The organism is Halobacillus sp. ABA4_118 (assembly GCF_056160205.1).
This window is the reverse complement of sequence record NZ_JBSWWS010000001.1, coordinates 1,044,465-1,060,574: the sequence shown is the minus strand read 5'-3', so window position 1 is coordinate 1,060,574 and position 16,110 is coordinate 1,044,465. Positions and strand designations below refer to the sequence as shown.

The window sequence follows — 16,110 nt, the reverse complement described above, 5'->3', positions numbered from 1 at the left end:
ATCCGCCTTTCCTGGTGGATGGAATAGAGCCTCCTTGTGAATAATACGTAAGAGATTCGCAAGGAGGTTTTTGTATGTCTAAAAAAATCTTGATGATTGTCACGAATGCTGATTACATGGATGGACATGAAACGGGGCTCTGGCTGTCTGAGTTTGTCGAACCGTCCGTGGAGTTCGGGGAAGCCGGTTATGAGGTGACCGCCGCAAGCCCGCGGGGAGGGCGCCCGCCGATTGATGAAAACAGTTACAGCAACCAGCTTCCTGATGTATGGGATGGGGTGATGGAGCCGATCAGCCGGACGGTGGCACTCGCAGAAGTGGATCCGACGTCGTATGACGCTGTCTTTTTATGCGGCGGGCACGGAACCATGGTCGATTTTCCTGAAAATGAACAGTTGGAAGAGCTTCTCCGTCACTTTCTTACCGAAGGAAAAGTCATGGCTTCCGTCTGTCACGGCCCCGCCGGATTCATTGGTGTCACGGATCACAATAAGCAGTCTCTTGTAAGTGGGAAAAAGCTGACAGGCTTTTCGAATGAAGAGGAAACGAAGGTTGGTCTTGAGGGACGTGTCCCGTTTTCACTGGAAGATCGTTTAATCGAAGAAGGGGCGGAATTCAGCAAAGGAAAGCCGGATGAAAGTCACGTCGTCGTTGATTTTCCCTTTGTGACCGGTCAGAATCCTTCGTCCAGTCTGGAAACCGCGCAAAAAGTGCTGGAACAATTAAAAGACCGCTGAGCCAAAGGCCCGGCGGTCTTTCTTTATGCATTCAGAACAATAGATGTGCCATCAGTGTAATGACTGGAAGGGTTATGATCGTACGCTCAAGGAAGATGATGAACAGGTCCTTCAGGTTAACCGGAACCTTGGAACCGAGCAGAAGACCACCGACTTCCGACATGTAAATCAACTGGGTTACAGAAAGAGCGGCAATAATGAACCGTGTCATTTCACTCTCGATAGAAGCTCCGATGATTGCAGGCAGGAACATGTCCGCAAACCCTACAAGAATGGTTTCAGAGGCTTCCGCAGCATAGGGCACCTGCATGAGTTCAAGAAGTGGAATGAACGGCATACCGATCCACGTGAAGAAAGGGGTGAATTCCGCAATGATTAGAGCAATCGTCCCGAGGGCCATGACAATCGGAGCAACCCCCATCCACATATCAAGGATATTCTGGGCGCCCTGCTTCATAAAGGCTCCGGGACCTATCGATTTGCTGCCGCGCTCAACCGCTTGGGCATATCCGTAGGTAAACACATTGTGGCCTTCGGGAATATCTTCATTCTGTTCTCCTGCTTCATCGGTTACATAGGTATCAGGCTTTCTGGACAGCGGCGGAATCCGCGGCATGATCAATGCTGCAACAAATCCGGCGAGCGCTACAGTTAGATAAAACGGCACGAACATATGGCCGAGCCCGACTTCCTGTATGACGACAAGACTGAAGGTAATGGAGACGATGGAGAAGGTGGTTCCGATTACGGCTGCTTCTCTTTTCGTGTAGTACCCTTCTTCATACTGCTTACTCGTCAAAAGGACTCCGATCGTTCCGTCCCCGAGCCAGGAAGCAAGGGAGTCAATAGACGAGCGTCCCGGCAGTTTGAAGAGCGGACGCATGATTTTCGTAAGGATGACTCCGAACAATTCCAACAGGCCGTAGTTCAACAGCAGGGGAAGGAACAGCCCTGCAAATAAAAAGACGGCGAACAGGACATGCAGCAGGGAATCCAGCAGCAGTCCGCCTGTATTTTCGGAAATGACCGCCTCCGGTCCAATCTGGAAGTAGACCATGATGGCGAAAATCATACCGAGAACACGGGTAACGACCCATACCGCGGGTACATTAAATAATGAATGGAAAAACGGAGATTTGGAACCATCCGATCTCAGCAGTTTAGCGGCAACAGTGGCAAGCGCTGTTATCGTAATAATGATGGTCATGATGAGAGACAGGGAGCCGGCCAGTCGTTCCTCGACCTCTCCTGCCAAAACGGCGATTGGAATGGTGACGGCTCCGTCATCACCACTGATAGGGAACATAAATAAGAAAATACCGATGAGGGACGGTATGATAAAACGCAGATGCGAAGAAGGTTTAAAATCTTTCGCTTTCATCCAAAATCTCTCCTGACTAATCTGTTTTATTTATAAACATCTCAGAATAAATATACAACATTATTTATTCTATTACGATTACTGCCAAAAACCAATAGGAAATTTGTAGAGAATCACAGACCCCGGGGTTTATCACAAAAGGACAACGGGGAACCTTTTGTATACATTGGAAACTGGAAATGGGGGAAAGGGAATGCAGTCATATGCGAAGCCTAGAGTCGTCGTAAGCCGGTGCCTTGAATTTGCAGAGGTGCGGTATAACGGAGCGGTCATACCAGATAAAGCAGTCGAACGAATGAAAGCGCATGTAGAATTTATTCCTGTCTGCCCGGAAGTGGAAATCGGACTGGGTGTACCAAGAGATGTCATCCGTCTCGTGGATGATGAGGAAAAACGTCTCGTTCAACCGAAAACGGGGGAAGATCTTACTGATAAAATGACTGGTTTTTCCAATACTTTTCTTGATCATCTTGATGATGTTGATGGATTTCTTTTGAAGAACCGTTCTCCGACCTGTGGGATGCATGATGTGAAGGTGTATCAGAGTGCGGAGAATTCCCAGGTGATCGGAAAGACATCCGGGGTGTTTGCCGCAGAGGTACTCAAGCGTCACAGCGGGATGGCTGTGGAGGAGGAAGGGCGGTTGAAAAACTTCACCCTGCGCCATCATTTTTTGACGAAACTATTCACCCTGGCCTCCTTCCGGGAGATGAAGAAGGAAAGAAAGATGAAGGAGCTGCAGCAGTTTCATGCCCGGCATAAATATCTGTTTATGGCCTACCACCCGGGCCTGTTGAAGAAAATGGGGCAGACGACAGCCAACCATGACCATCGTGGAATCGGTGAGGTGCTTGAAACGTACGAAAATCTGCTTCATGAGCTGATGCGGGAGCCTGCGAAAACAAGCGCCCACGTCAACGTCTGTCAGCACATTGCCGGGTATTTTAAGAAGCAGCTGACGAGCGGAGAAAAACAAAGTTTTGCTGATCTTCTTCATCAATATAAAGAAGAAAAAATCCCCTTAAGTGCTGTTCTCAGTGTATTGAGTTCCTGGACCGCCCGTTTTCAAAGCGGGTATTTGAAGCAGCAGAGTTATTTCCAGCCCTACCCGGTCGATCTGGTGGAAATATCCGACTCAGGGAAGGGCCGGGCCTATTCCTGATGATCATTCTGCATAATGCTTAAGAATGCGGTCCACAGCCGGACCATAGCTTTCCCCGAACATGTTGAGATGGGCAAGCAGGTAAAAGAGCTGATACAGAGGTTTGATTTCCTCGTAATGTTCAGGCAGAGGGAGGACCTCTTGATAATGATTGTAAAAATCAGCTGGGAAGCCGCCGAAGACTTCTGTAAAGGCCAGTTCAAAAGCGTGATCCCCATAAAGAATGGAAGGGTCAATCAAAACCGGCTGTCCGTGCTCATCCATCATGTAATTGCCGCCCCATAGATCACCGTGGAGCAGAGAGGCTTCGGGATGAGCGGGGAGGTATTGGTCCAGTCTGTTCATCAATGCTTCCATCCGCTTTCTTCGTTTGTTCGTTATCCGTTTTTTGGAGATCCCAATATCAAGCTGTGCGCCCAGGCGGCACGTACGGTAATAGTCCACCCAGGAAGGGGCCCACGTATTTGGCTGATCGAGCTGTCCGACAAACGTCGGAGCCCCGTATCCATACGAATCCCTTGTGTGCTTGTGCATATGAGCAAGCTGACGGCCGAGGGCTGCATGATCGTTCCGGCTCCCGGGTTCAATCCATTCCATCACAAGCGCGGCAGGCTCCCTGTTTTCAGGCATGTCGTAATGATAGACGTTCGGGACACGGATGGTCTTTGTCTGTTGAATCGTCTGCAGTCCCTCGGCTTCCGCCTGGAAAAAGTGGGAGGGGACACCGGCGTTCGTCTTTATAAAGTACGCCTGTCTTTCGGTCTGTACGTAAAATGCCTGGTTGATGTCACCACCACTGACGGCGGTCTGCTTCTGTATCCGGCTTTCATCTCCAATGGTGCTCAATGTTTTTTCGATGATATCCATCAAAGGTCTCCTTTCCATTAATGAAGCGGAGCAGGTGGGGTCGGTGTGAAAATCTTCTGGTACGCATGTATTTCGTTCAGCTCCTGAAAACCGATGGCTTTGTATAACTGTTCAGCCTGAGGATTCAAGGAGCGGACAGATAGGGTGACCGCCTGCAGTTCGAGGGCGTAAAACGCATATTGCAGGGCATGTTCCATCAACTCTGTGCCGATGCCGGTGTTTTGATAGGAAGGATGAACATTCACAAAGCAGATTTCACCCTCTTCCCCTTCCGCGATCGTTTCAAAGTAGAGGTACCCGGCGAGCTCTCCCTCCTTCTCATATCCCCATAGATCGTTCCCCTGCTGTCGTGAAAGGTAAAACATTTCTTCTGTCGTATAATACGCCGCATCTGGATGCAGTTTGTCCAATCTTTCTTTATCTTGTTCCTGCAGTTGGAAGATTGACGGGGTCTTTGTGGACTCCGCAGCCTTGAAATGGGCTTGGAAGAGGACCAGTGTTTTTTCAACGTTATACAGTTCGAACGCATGGGTTTCAGCGAAAGCTTTCAACTCTTCGTTCGCCCCGTAGCAGGCTACTTTAACCGCATCAAAATGAAGCTGGGCAGTCAGAGAAGCTTTGTCCCATAAGCGTTCAATGACGTCGGATTCCTCTTTTACCGCAAAAGGCCCGAGGAGGCGGCAGAATTTCTGCTCGAAAAAAGGGACCATGCCTAAAAATCCTACGATTTCGGAACCTTCCCAAGCGACATAAGCTAAAGGCTCTGTGAACTGGGTTAACGTCCAGATCTGCTCGAAGATTTCATTTTTCTCAGAAGCCATCCAGGCCACATAATGGCGGTCCTGGCCATTCATCTGATACAGCCACTCGGCTGCCGTATGTAATTCCCTGACTTCCAGCTCGCGAATCTGAATCATGGCACTCATCCTTTCGTTATACATGAATTTTCACACAATAGTAGAGAAAAGTGCAAGCGCTGCCTTTCTGCGGGGCGGCTGTAAGTAGCTGAAGTCTGTGCGGGATCGTCGATTGACAGGGTTGACCTGTGGATTTGCGGGGAAAAGTAAGATACAGAAGTATGGAAAGGAGGCGGGACGCATGCATCAGCGGTTGAAATACATAGCCATTTACCGGATCACAGTTATTGTCTGGATGTCCGTCCGTTTTCTGCTCCGCATTTTCTGGTTCGAAAAGAGACACCGGATCTGGGATGAGCAGACGAAAAGGAAATGGGAGATGATGCTGGCAGATATGGCGGAAGAGTATCGGAGGAAGGCGGTCGCCCTCGGCGGGCTGCTGATAAAGTTCGGACAATTTCTCAGCTCCCGTGGGGATCTTCTTCCGCCGTCCTTCATTAAAGAACTGGAGGGACTTGTCGATCGTGTGAAGCCCGTCCCGTTTTCCTATTCCAGAACGACGATTGAAGAAGACTGGAACGCCTCACTGGATGATCACCTGAATTCCATTGATGAAAAAGCGGTGGCCTCTGCATCCATTGGAGAAGTGTACAAAGCGTACCTGAAGGATGGGACACCGGTGGCGGTTAAAGTGCAGCGCTACAGAGTCCGTGATACATTCCGGATGGACTTCAAGGCTTTGAAAATTGTATTCTGGCTCGTCAACCGGTTCACCGTTTATGGAAAAAAAGCGGATCTCCAGGCCCTTTATACAGAAGTCGTCCGGGTCATCAGCAACGAACTTGATTTTACGATGGAGCTGGAGAACGGACGGGCGTTTCAAAAGCGGTTCCGTGATTTTCAGGATGTAAAGGTGCCTCATTATTACGAAGACCTATCGACCAGACGCGTGCTCGTCATGGAGTGGGTGGAGGGGCACAAAATTACGGATGTCTCCTTTATGGACAGGCAGGGGATCGACCGGAGCCGTATTGCCTATATTTTGTTTGAACTGTGTATCGAACAATTTTTATATGCCGGGATGTTCCACTCTGATCCACACCCGGGCAACTTGATGATTAAAGAAGACGGTACAGTGGTCATTCTCGATTTCGGAATGGTCGGGGAAATCCGGAAAGAGGATGCCGATTCCATACGTAAAATGATTCAAGGGTTCATTCTGGACGACTACGACAGAGTAATTGAAGCCTTGCAGGAAATGAATTTCCTTCTGCCGGAAGCGGATACGGAAAAAGTGAAGAAACTGTTGAAGCAGACGACAGACATGTACCTGGAAGGGAACTTTGACAAGCTGGATGCACATATGATGAATGACATGCTGGAGGATCTGCAGCAGTTTGTCAAAGAACAGCCGATTCAGCTGCCTGCTGACTATGCGTTTCTTGGACGTGCGGCATCCATTGTCGTAGGTGTCCTGAGCACAATCTATCCTCAAGTGGATCTGATTGCCTGGGGACGGCCGGTCATTAAGGAGTGGGTATCCGGGAAGGATTCCACTTCATCCCTTTACACGGATGTGTTGAAGGAGACAGCGAGGCCGCTGCTCTCCCTCCCGCGGGCTTTGGTCGAATATTTGGAGGACGGGGACAAGGAAAGAGAGTGGAAAACGACTCAGCAGAAAAATCAGTTGTTCCACCAATATTATTTATTTATGACACTGCTTTCGTTTATCATCATGCTGATCGGAACCGCTGCTTTCTTTTATACAGGCGTTATTGAAGTCCTTCCCAGCTGGTGGATCGGTGGGGTCATCTTCGGGACTGGTGCAGCCGGATTTATTTTCAGCTCCATCAATCACGTGCATATGCTGCGGAAGCTTACTCATAATAGGAGGAATCGAACATGAATGACTTATTGAAAAAAGGGTTTCATTTAGGTCTTGGAGCCGCAGTCAGTGGAAAACAAAAGTTCGAGAAGCTTGTGAATGACATGGTCAGGCGCGGAGAGATCAGTCCTTCGCAGGCGAAGAGCATGGTGAATGAGCGGATGCAGGCGTGGATGGCCAAAGGTCAAACAAAGGATCAGCAGTGGAATGAACAGGTGAAGGCGAAATTCCAGGACCAAATGAACGAACTTGGCTTCGTTTCCCGTGAGGAATACGAGAGACTGGAAGCACGGATCCAGCGTCTTGAAAAAGAACGTGGGTACTAAAATAACAGCCCTGCTTCATGAGAGTGAAGCAGGGCTGTTTTATGTATGTCCGGGCCGGCCGGATATGCTATGCTTTTACCACATCATGGTAGAAAGGAAGGGTTTCTTTGAAGAAGATCAACTGTTTTCGGTGCCGGCACTTTCGCACGACATGGAATCCCGCTTTTCCGAGAGCCTGCAGTGCCTACGATTTCAAATCGAAGGAAATGCCCTCTCAGGTGGTGCTGCATTCCTCTGGCTCATCCTGTATGAAGTTTGAAGAAAAACATCAGGAAAACGCTTCTCGTGTCCAAGCGAAGCATACAAAGATCGATTTCAGGCTGTAAATTTTATGAAATTTCTGATTTTATATTATCTTTTCCCGAATCTATGATATTATGATGAATATTTATCAGAACATCATAGAAAGAGATGGAGAGGAGTTGAGGAAGAATGGTAAGAGAAAAGTGGGGGACGAAGCTTGGGTTTATGCTGGCGGCCATGGGTTCGGCCGTGGGCCTCGGGAACATTTGGAGGTTCTCCTTTGTAGCGGGAAATAATGGTGGAGGAGCCTTTCTGCTGTTGTACCTGGCCTTTGTCATTTTACTGGGGGTCCCGCTGCTGCTTGCTGAGGTGAGTATCGGTAGAAAAGCAGAGAGTGATGTTGTCGGTTCCTTTAAAAAGCTGGCACCAAATACACCATGGTATTTGACGGGATTTTTCGGCATTGCCAGTTCCTTTTTAATTTTGAGCTTTTACGCCGTCGTAGCCGGCTGGGCGATCTTTTATTTCTGGAATTATTTAAATGGATCTTATTTTACATCTCCGGAGGTCGGTTACGAAGGGGCATTCGGTCAGTTTATCAGTCATTCCTGGCATCCGATTGCCTGGACAGCCTTATTTATGATTCTTACGATTGTTATTGTTTTGAGCGGGGTGAAAAAAGGCATTGAGGCAGCCAACAAGATCTTTATGCCGCTGCTTGCCCTCATTCTCATTGGACTCGCTTTCTTCAGCTTGTCCCTGGATGGGGCGTCTGAAGGGGTGAAGTTCTTATTTCAGCCGGACTGGACCGCTCTAAGTGATCCGTCCATTTACATCGCCGCCCTCGGGCAGGCGTTCTTCTCTCTCAGTCTTGGTATGGGAGCGATGCTCACGTACGGAAGCTATTTAAGAAAAGAAAACAAACTGCCGAGTGCAGCCCTCGGCATTGGGATTATGGATACTTTCTTTGCAGTGATTTCAGGGCTCGTCATTTTCCCGGCGGTTTTTGCCTTCGGGATCGATCCAAGTTCAGGTCCGCCGCTCGTATTCATTACACTGCCGAGTATTTTTGAACAGATGCCGATGGGGGGAATCGTAGGGCTTGTCTTCTTCTTTGCCTTGATTCTTGCTTCTCTGTCTTCTTCGGTTTCTATACTGGAAGTGCCGACGGCCTATTTCATGAGAATTCTCGGATGGACACGGTTTGCTACAAGTGTTGTCATGGGAGCGGTCATGTTTGTCATGGGAATCGGGGTTTCTCTCGGTTTCGGAATCTGGTCAGGCGTCACCCCGATCGGTGACTTGAACATTCTGGATTCCATGGATTACATTGCATCCAACATTCTTCTGCCGCTGGGCGGTCTTTCCATGGCCCTTCTGATCGGATGGTATTTCTCTAAATCAGAAGCTCTGGAAGCTACAGACTTCACAGGATCCGGTATCGGGCAGATCTGGTACTACCTCGTGAAGTTCGTCGCACCGGTCATGATCCTCCTTATCTTCCTAAACAAATTAGGGGTTATTTGATCATCCTGACTAGAAACTGTTCTTCCGTTGTGTTTCCGGTCACGTTCCGCTTATCGGTGGATGCTTGCCGCGGGCACGGCCTCAGCTGACTTGGTCAAGAAGATCACTTGACCAAGTGGATCTTCGGCTCGCGCTGTTCCCGCAGGCGTCACCACTGAACGCTTCTCGTGACCGAACCAAGTCATGTGCAAAAAAAGAGGACGGCCTTTTGTTTAACAAAAGGCCGTCCTCTTTTATATACCGTCATGATGTGCGGGAGACCTTTCTTCATACAGCTATTCGGGCTAGGCGCGGACACCCTTTATCCATGGCTGTTCATAAACGTCTTTTTCTTGAGAAGGACTTAGATTCACAGAAGCAGCATCCCCCTTAATCGAGTTCGGGTGGGAAAGGTTTTGAGGACGAGCGTATACATCTTTATGCATTTTAGTAAGAGAGGTTTGTATAGAAACGTTTTGGAACTTTGTTTGAACATTGGAAAGGGGATGGGACAGGAGGGGAAGAGACGTGTTAAACTACGACAGAGTCCCATTTTTATGTAAGTAAAGGAGTTTATAAAATGGCAGTAACCAACCATAGTGTTCTAAAAAGAATGGCCAATGAAATACAGGAAGCGATGCTTCAGCATGGAAATGAGCAGAAAGTAAGGGAGCATGTCCGTTCTGTGAAGCTTCTGGCGGAACTTCTGTTGGAGGAAGAGGACCGGGGAGGTCGTCCGGAACCTTCGGTGAATGAACCGACCGCAGAAGAAATAAGGAAAATGATGGGGGCGGACAAGGCACCTGTGAAACAGTCCCAGCCTGATACCGCCGTCGATCATGAAGAGGCCAACGGGCCGTCTATATTTGATTTCTAGGAAGGAAGGATCGATATGAAATTTTTACTGATCGCCGCAGTTATCAATGGTTTTTTGTCTGTAGCTCTGGGAGCATTCGGAGCTCATGGTCTGGAAGGGAAAGTATCGGAAAAAGGATTGGATCAGTGGGGCAAAGCCGTGGATTATCAAATGTTCCATACGATGGCTTTGTTTGGTACAGCATTATTGATGGGCAGAATCCAGGCTGGAATGATGACAGGCGCCGGCTGGTTCTTTTTGATCGGCATTCTCCTGTTCTCCGGCAGTCTCTATATCTATGCCGTTACAGAAATCAAGACGTTTGCCATGATTACGCCGCTCGGTGGTTTATCATTCCTGATTGGCTGGATTCTGCTTGGGTATGCCATCATTAAGCACCTGTAATCGTCAGAAATAAAGAATGGTTGCAAACACAAAAACGATAAAGGCACGCAGCAGCTGGATGATCATTTCGATCTGCAGCTGCTTTTTCATGGCTACAAGTCCTTCTAATACAAAACCGGCTGTCAGCACGTAGAATAAAAGAAGAACGAGCCACTGATGTTCCAGCTGAAACAAGGCCAGGACTGCCAGGACGACCGCAAGAAGGAGGGTTCCCAGCAAGGCCCGCTGGTAGTTCTCATAAGGAGGTCTCATCCGCTCACCTTTTCCTTTCATAGTGAAAAACCCGCTATCGAAATAGCGAGTTCAGGCTTAAGGGCGGGACTGGTAGTTGGCCATCCCCTGATTGGATCCGGAGCCGTATGGGTAGTTGTAGTTGATTTCCTCATCAAAGGTAATGTAGTCGAGGTAGACCATCAGCAGTAGATAACGTTTCCCAGTCTGTGGATCACTTAGAATGATGTGATCCCTGCCGGCGGCTTCAATGACTCCTTTGAAGATTTTTGCATTCCACTGGTCGTTGTTTTCAAAGGTCATGTACACTGTTGCCGGTTTGCCGGCATTGAGCCTGAGAATATTTTCAATATAGGATTCCTCAGAAGGAAGCATGTTCGGCGGATTCACTCCACCTTTGAACGTTCCCTGCTGCATAGGCGGAACCTGGAGACCGCCTCCTTGTTGTCCTTGAGGCATCCCCTGGTTGGAATAGGGGGCGCTGGGATACTGGTACATATAAGGGCTCTGACCATAATAAGGGGAGGACATCTGCCCGTACATCGGCTGTCCCTGGCCTCCGGATTGTGGTTTTTGTGCCAATTGAATCACTCCTTACAGGAATTTAATACACACTTGGACAGTCGGACCGGGTCGGAGAGTAGAAACAGTGCGATTTATAGCGGCCTGTATTCCACTGTCCGAACCATTGTTCAGGGCAGTCGCCGGAAGGCTTGAAAAACCAGAGGGAGTTGGAGGCAGGGTGGTAGCGCGTCCCTTTGATTGTTTTCCTGGCCAGGCGGATATCCTTTTCGCGCGCCCTCTGGTAAAAATAACCCTTCTGGGTGGCTTCGAATCCTCCTGGACTTTGATAGACCATATCGCGGATCGTGTTGATATCCGTGAAATCAATACAATCTCCGCGCACGCGGTTCACTCCTGTGTTCCCAACCATCAGCATCCCCAGCTCTCCGTCACCCTCGGCTTCCGCCCGCATCAGCCGTGCCAGTAACTTCACGTCAGCCTCAGTGGAAGGAATAACAGCCACGCTGTCACCTCGCTTTACGAAAGGCATGCTTGCATGCTCTTTATCACTATATGTACGGACCCTCCCTGGATATGAAAAAAATAAACCCTGGTGCATTCATCGAACCTTAACACCTCCGAAAAATCCGCTTCATAAAAAAGAGGTACAATAAATGGGGATATCATGGGAAATAAAAAAACTGCCCGGGTTTCCCCGGACAGTTTCTTGGATCTTAGATTTTCAGGAATTGATCAACAGCTTCCGGCTTCAGAAGGTTTCCGATATAGAAAGAGCCGAAGTCGCCGTAGCGTGATGTGACTTCATCGAACCTCATCTCGTACACGAGTTTCTTGAATTGAAGGACATCGTGAGCAAACAAGGTGACGCCCCATTCCCAGTCATCAAAACCGATGGAACCGGTGATGATCTGGCGGATCTTGCCGGCATACTGCCGGCCGGTCATGCCGTGAGCATACATCAGCTTCGCACGCTCATCTTTTTCAAGAACGTACCAGTTGTCGTTTCCTTGTCTGCGCTTATCCATTGGATAGAAGCAGATGTGGTTCCACTTCGGAAGCTTCGGACGAAGGCGGGCCTGGATTTCAGGATCCTCTTCATTGGCGCTTCCCATATAATTGGAGAGCTCGACAACAGAAACGTAGGAATAGGCCGGAGTGGTGAATTCAGCCAGTTTCGTTTTGTTGAAGGCTGTTTCAATTTCGTTTAATTCTTCCATCGTCGGGCGGAGAATCATCATCATGAAATCAGCTTTCTGACCGACGATTGTGTAGAGGGCATGGCTGCCTTCCTTGTTTTCTTCCGTGTGTTCCCATTGTCCGATCAGCTCACGGAATTCGGAGACGGCCTGTCCACGCTCCTCCTCGGAGGCGTACTTCCAGGCTGTCCAGTCCAATGTGCGGAAATCATGAAGGCAATACCATCCATCCATCGTTACTACTGCTTCTGGCATAGGATCATTCGCTCCTTTGTATAGCAAGTCGTTAGTTAAAAAAATCACATTCCCAATATAACATATTTTGATCATTCGGCATTACGAAGGGCACCGATATCCTGTGACAATTAAATGAAGGAATGATGGATGGCGTTTCCGGGTACAGATAAACGGGATAGAACCGTAGGGAAGGAGAAAATTTGAAGGGAATTCCTTTCAATTATACACAAAAGACTTTATCATATATAACAGAAATGAAAATTGGAGGGTTAAGCATGAGTAACCTATTTGATACTATGAAAGCTAAAATTGATGGAAAAGGTACGAAAATCGTACTTCCGGAAGCGATGGACGAGCGTATTCTGACAGCTGCCGGCCAATTAACTGCGGATGGTATGGTGACACCTGTACTAGTCGGAGATAAAGAAAAAGTAGAACAGAAAGCGAAAGAACTGGGTGTGGACATTTCCGGCGCTGAAGTGTTGAACCCGGCGGACTATCCTGAATATGATGACATGGTAGCAAGCTTCGTCGAACGCCGTAAAGGCAAGGCGACAGAGGAAAAAGCCCGTGAAATCCTCCAGGACGAAAACTACTTCGGTACAATGCTTGTTTATATGGGCAAAGCAGATGGTCTTGTCAGCGGTGCCGCTCATTCAACAGCGGATACGGTACGTCCAGCTCTTCAAATCATCAAAACGAAGCCGGGTATTAAGAAAACCTCCGGTGTTTTCGTCATGGTCCGTGAAGACGAGAAATATGTGTTTGCTGACTGTGCTATCAACATCAGCCCGGACAGCCAGGACCTTGCAGAAATTGCGCTGGCGAGTGCGGACACGGCTGCCTTATTCGATGTAGATCCAAAAGTAGCGATGCTCAGCTTCTCCACGAAAGGTTCTGCGAAATCCCCGGAAACGGAAAAAGTAGCTGAAGCACTGACGATTGCCAAAGAACAAAACCCTGATCTGGTCATCGACGGTGAATTCCAGTTCGATGCTGCTTTCGTTCCATCCGTAGCTGAGAAAAAAGCACCGGATTCCCCGCTGAAAGGCGAAGCGAATACATTCGTATTCCCTAGTCTTGAAGCAGGTAACATCGGGTACAAAATTGCCCAGCGTCTTGGCGGTTTTGATGCGGTAGGTCCGGTTCTTCAAGGTCTGAACCAGCCGGTCAACGACCTTTCCCGCGGCTGCAGTGCAGATGATGTGTACAAGCTGGCCATTATTACAGCAGCTCAATCTCTATAATAGAATCGCAGAAAAGAGTGTCGGCCTGAGTGGTTCGGCTGAAATAGGTAAAAAGCGCTCGACATCCTCAGCGGAGGTGGTCGAGCGCTTTTTCATTGCGTTTGACGATTTGATCGAACCGTTTCTGGAACCATTCGATTTCCGTGTCATTCAGTGGATCGGTCACAATGTGGCCGGAAAGTTCGTACAGCTTCGTCAAGATCCTGTCCCGGACATCCGCTACAGTAAGGGGGATGTCGAGCAGTTCGTTAAGAGAAGCCATGACAGACGGATCGATATCCGGGTAGGTGAATCGTGTTTCTTCATTCTTTTTTCCGATTTCATAAAAGTTCTTCAACAGGGAGGCTCTTTCAGCTCCGCTTCCCGTGACGTCCAGATAGATCTGCACAGCGGAACCGTTTTTTACCCGGCGTTGGGAAATGCCGGCAAATTTCTTCCCGTTGATGCTGAGGTCATAGGTGCCCGGACAGTAGGACCGCGTGATTTCATACGCTTCAATCTCATCGGTCACATCCTGGAACAGGTAGTGGATAAATGAAACCATCGCATCGTAGCCTTCATGGATGTTTACTTCCTTTGAGTCTGGGAAAATGAAGGAGAGGTTCATGACACCTTCATCCAACACGACGGCAAGGCCGCCGGAGTTACGGACGACAACCTGGTAGCCGCCGGCTTTCAAATATTCGATGGCTTCATCGATGTAGGGCAGACGGGCATCGGGAATCCCGAGGACGACGGTATGATGATGCACCCATAAGCGGGCCGTCGTCGGACTGATGCGCTCTCCGACGGAGATGGACAGAGTGTCGTCCATGGCGAACGACTGAAGAGCTGAAAACGAAGGTCCAAGACTGCTTTGATCGATGAAGCGGTAGGTATTGGTTTTTAATAAGGTATGGATTGTACTCATGCACATTCGAACTCCTTTACATACAGCACCATCTATTATAGCAAATATCGGTTGTTGCATGAATAAGTGAACCGTTGTAAAATCTCCGATGGGTTAAAAAAAGTCGTCGGTCAAAAAGGGATAGGGACAGGGAAGAGACCTCACCCCTGTCATTTTTTGTCTGTCAAGACGTTTTTTTGTCGGATATAAAGGTATATAATAGTTAAAAATGTCGTCAGGAAAGGACAAGCGGATGGCTTATCGTGATGAGAAACTAAGTGAAGAAAAAGTATTTAAAGACCCGGTTCACCGTTATGTCCATGTACGGGAGCGGGTCATATGGGATTTGATCGGAACGTCTGAATTCCAGCGGCTGCGACGTGTGAAGCAGCTGGGAACTTCTTATTTGACGTTCCATGGAGCGGAGCACAGCCGCTTCAACCACTCGCTCGGTGTGTATGAAATCGTGAGACGGATCATTGAGAACTTCAAGGACCGGCCGCATTGGAACCAGGAGGAGCGGCTGCTTTGTCTTTGTGCGGCGCTTCTGCATGACCTCGGCCACGGCCCGTTTTCCCATTCCTTTGAGAAGGTGTACAAGCTGGATCATGAGGAATTCACCCAGGCCATTCTGCTTGGGGATACCGAGGTTAATCAGGTCCTCAGACGTGTGGAAAAAGGATTTCCGAAAAAGGTTGCCGATGTCATTAACAAAACGTATGAAAATAAGCTGGTCGTCAGTTTGATTTCCAGTCAGATTGACGCCGACCGGATGGATTACCTGCAGCGTGATGCTTACTTCACGGGGGTCAGCTATGGTCATTTCGATATGGAGCGGATTCTCAGAGTCATGCGTCCGATGGAAGATCAGGTCGTAGTGAAGGAAAGCGGCATGCATGCGGTGGAAGACTACATTATGAGCCGGTACCAGATGTACTGGCAGGTTTATTTCCACCCGGTCACCCGCAGTGCGGAAGTCATTTTGACAAAGATTCTGCACCGGGCAAAAGAGCTGTATGACGATGGCTATACATTCAAGCTGGAACCGGTCCATTTCCTTTCCTTTTTTGAAGGGAAACCGAGCTTGAAGGAGTATTTAGCTTTAGATGAAGCCGTTGTGCTTTATTATTTCCAGATGTGGATGGAAGAAGAGGACGATGTATTGAGTGATCTCTGCCAGCGGTTCGTGAACCGGCGGCTGTTCAAATACATCGAATTCAATCCGAATGCCCAGATGAATGAATGGATGGAGCTGTATAAGCTGTTCACCAAAGCGGGATTGAACCCGGATTATTACCTTGTCGTGGATTCCAGTTCCGACCTGCCTTATGATTTCTACCGCCCCGGCGAAGAGGGGGAGCGCCTGCCGATTCATCTGCTGCAGCCGAGCAGTGAATTGAAGGAGCTGTCCAGACTATCGGATATTGTCGAGTCGATTTCCGGGAAGAAACGGACGGATCATAAGCTGTATATTCCTCTCGACCGCCTTGAGGAAATGTCCAATCGAAGTAAAACGAAGAAGCGGATTATGGAAATATTGTTTGGATAAGGAGTGAACCT

The 16,110-nt window shown here is 48.6% G+C and carries 18 protein-coding genes; 10 read left to right on the top strand and 8 right to left on the bottom strand.

Translation table 11 applies throughout. From position 1 onward, the window contains the following. The first annotated feature begins 74 nt into the window (after positions 1–74). Positions 75–737 carry a type 1 glutamine amidotransferase domain-containing protein gene (locus tag ACXAGL_RS05250; RefSeq protein WP_474990218.1) on the top strand — a complete coding sequence of 221 codons (663 nt, stop codon included), beginning with the start codon at positions 75–77 and terminating at the stop codon, positions 735–737. A 31-nt stretch (positions 738–768) separates the two neighbouring features. Here the strand turns inward: ACXAGL_RS05250 and ACXAGL_RS05245 are convergent, their stop codons facing one another. Further along, the gene (locus ACXAGL_RS05245; protein ID WP_474969804.1) at positions 769–2,118 is read right to left on the bottom strand and encodes a YjiH family protein; all 1,350 of its coding nucleotides are present in this window, start codon (positions 2,116–2,118) and stop codon (positions 769–771) included. A 193-nt stretch (positions 2,119–2,311) separates the two neighbouring features. On the opposite strand from ACXAGL_RS05245, the gene ACXAGL_RS05240 reads away from it, so the two are divergent. Next, positions 2,312–3,280, top strand: coding sequence for a YbgA family protein (locus ACXAGL_RS05240; protein ID WP_474990216.1), 969 nt, complete (start codon positions 2,312–2,314; stop codon positions 3,278–3,280). 3 nt (positions 3,281–3,283) lie between these two features. On the opposite strand, the gene ACXAGL_RS05235 is transcribed toward ACXAGL_RS05240, so the two are convergent. Further along, positions 3,284–4,147, bottom strand: coding sequence for a fructosamine kinase family protein (locus tag ACXAGL_RS05235; RefSeq protein ID WP_474969802.1), 864 nt, complete (start codon positions 4,145–4,147; stop codon positions 3,284–3,286). 17 nt (positions 4,148–4,164) lie between these two features. Beyond that, positions 4,165–5,064, bottom strand: a complete 900-nt coding sequence (locus ACXAGL_RS05230) for a GNAT family N-acetyltransferase (RefSeq protein ID WP_474990214.1) — start codon at positions 5,062–5,064, stop codon at positions 4,165–4,167. Between the two features lie 181 nt (positions 5,065–5,245). On the opposite strand from ACXAGL_RS05230, the gene ACXAGL_RS05225 reads away from it, so the two are divergent. The 6 genes from ACXAGL_RS05225 to ACXAGL_RS05200 all read left to right on the top strand — a co-directional run bounded on the left by ACXAGL_RS05225 (position 5,246) and on the right by ACXAGL_RS05200 (position 10,225). Beyond that, entirely contained in the window at positions 5,246–6,910 is a 1,665-nt protein-coding gene (locus ACXAGL_RS05225; RefSeq protein ID WP_474990212.1) for an ABC1 kinase family protein, read from the top strand. Further along, a complete protein-coding gene (locus ACXAGL_RS05220; RefSeq protein ID WP_474969799.1) occupies positions 6,907–7,215 on the top strand; it encodes a phasin family protein in 309 nt (102 codons plus the stop codon). Before ACXAGL_RS05225 ends, ACXAGL_RS05220 begins: the two co-directional genes overlap by 4 nt. Beyond that, the gene (locus ACXAGL_RS05215) at positions 7,193–7,474 is read left to right on the top strand and encodes a hypothetical protein (protein WP_474992423.1); all 282 of its coding nucleotides are present in this window, start codon (positions 7,193–7,195) and stop codon (positions 7,472–7,474) included. The genes ACXAGL_RS05220 and ACXAGL_RS05215 overlap by 23 nt, the downstream gene beginning before the upstream one ends. 173 nt (positions 7,475–7,647) lie before the next feature. Further along, entirely contained in the window at positions 7,648–8,985 is a 1,338-nt protein-coding gene (locus ACXAGL_RS05210) for a sodium-dependent transporter (protein ID WP_474969797.1), read from the top strand. A 559-nt stretch (positions 8,986–9,544) separates the two neighbouring features. After that, complete coding sequence (locus tag ACXAGL_RS05205) at positions 9,545–9,841, top strand: DUF5327 family protein (RefSeq protein WP_474990210.1); 297 nt, start codon at positions 9,545–9,547, stop codon at positions 9,839–9,841. Between the two features lie 15 nt (positions 9,842–9,856). Continuing rightward, positions 9,857–10,225 (top strand): DUF423 domain-containing protein, encoded by a 369-nt coding sequence (locus ACXAGL_RS05200; protein ID WP_224869219.1) that lies wholly within the window; start codon positions 9,857–9,859, stop codon positions 10,223–10,225. A 3-nt stretch (positions 10,226–10,228) separates the two neighbouring features. Here the strand turns inward: ACXAGL_RS05200 and ACXAGL_RS05195 are convergent, their stop codons facing one another. From ACXAGL_RS05195 to hemQ, 4 genes are all read right to left on the bottom strand, one after another. Next, positions 10,229–10,498 (bottom strand): hypothetical protein, encoded by a 270-nt coding sequence (locus ACXAGL_RS05195; RefSeq protein WP_474969795.1) that lies wholly within the window; start codon positions 10,496–10,498, stop codon positions 10,229–10,231. Positions 10,499–10,534: 36 nt separating this feature from the next. Then, positions 10,535–11,038 (bottom strand): spore coat protein GerQ, encoded by a 504-nt coding sequence (gene gerQ, locus ACXAGL_RS05190; RefSeq protein WP_474969794.1) that lies wholly within the window; start codon positions 11,036–11,038, stop codon positions 10,535–10,537. A 22-nt stretch (positions 11,039–11,060) separates the two neighbouring features. Then, positions 11,061–11,483, bottom strand: coding sequence for a cell wall hydrolase (locus ACXAGL_RS05185; protein WP_027954676.1), 423 nt, complete (start codon positions 11,481–11,483; stop codon positions 11,061–11,063). 211 nt (positions 11,484–11,694) lie between these two features. Beyond that, positions 11,695–12,432 carry a hydrogen peroxide-dependent heme synthase gene (gene hemQ / locus ACXAGL_RS05180; protein WP_474969793.1) on the bottom strand — a complete coding sequence of 246 codons (738 nt, stop codon included), beginning with the start codon at positions 12,430–12,432 and terminating at the stop codon, positions 11,695–11,697. 257 nt (positions 12,433–12,689) lie between these two features. Here hemQ and pta point away from each other — a divergent pair, with 257 nt between their 5' ends. Continuing rightward, the gene (gene pta / locus ACXAGL_RS05175) at positions 12,690–13,661 is read left to right on the top strand and encodes a phosphate acetyltransferase (RefSeq protein WP_474969792.1); all 972 of its coding nucleotides are present in this window, start codon (positions 12,690–12,692) and stop codon (positions 13,659–13,661) included. A 67-nt stretch (positions 13,662–13,728) separates the two neighbouring features. Here the strand turns inward: pta and lipL are convergent, their stop codons facing one another. Beyond that, complete coding sequence (gene lipL / locus ACXAGL_RS05170; protein WP_474990208.1) at positions 13,729–14,571, bottom strand: octanoyl-[GcvH]:protein N-octanoyltransferase; 843 nt, start codon at positions 14,569–14,571, stop codon at positions 13,729–13,731. 232 nt (positions 14,572–14,803) lie between these two features. Here lipL and ACXAGL_RS05165 point away from each other — a divergent pair, with 232 nt between their 5' ends. Further along, positions 14,804–16,099 carry an HD domain-containing protein gene (locus ACXAGL_RS05165; protein ID WP_474990206.1) on the top strand — a complete coding sequence of 432 codons (1,296 nt, stop codon included), beginning with the start codon at positions 14,804–14,806 and terminating at the stop codon, positions 16,097–16,099. Positions 16,100–16,110 lie beyond the last annotated feature (11 nt).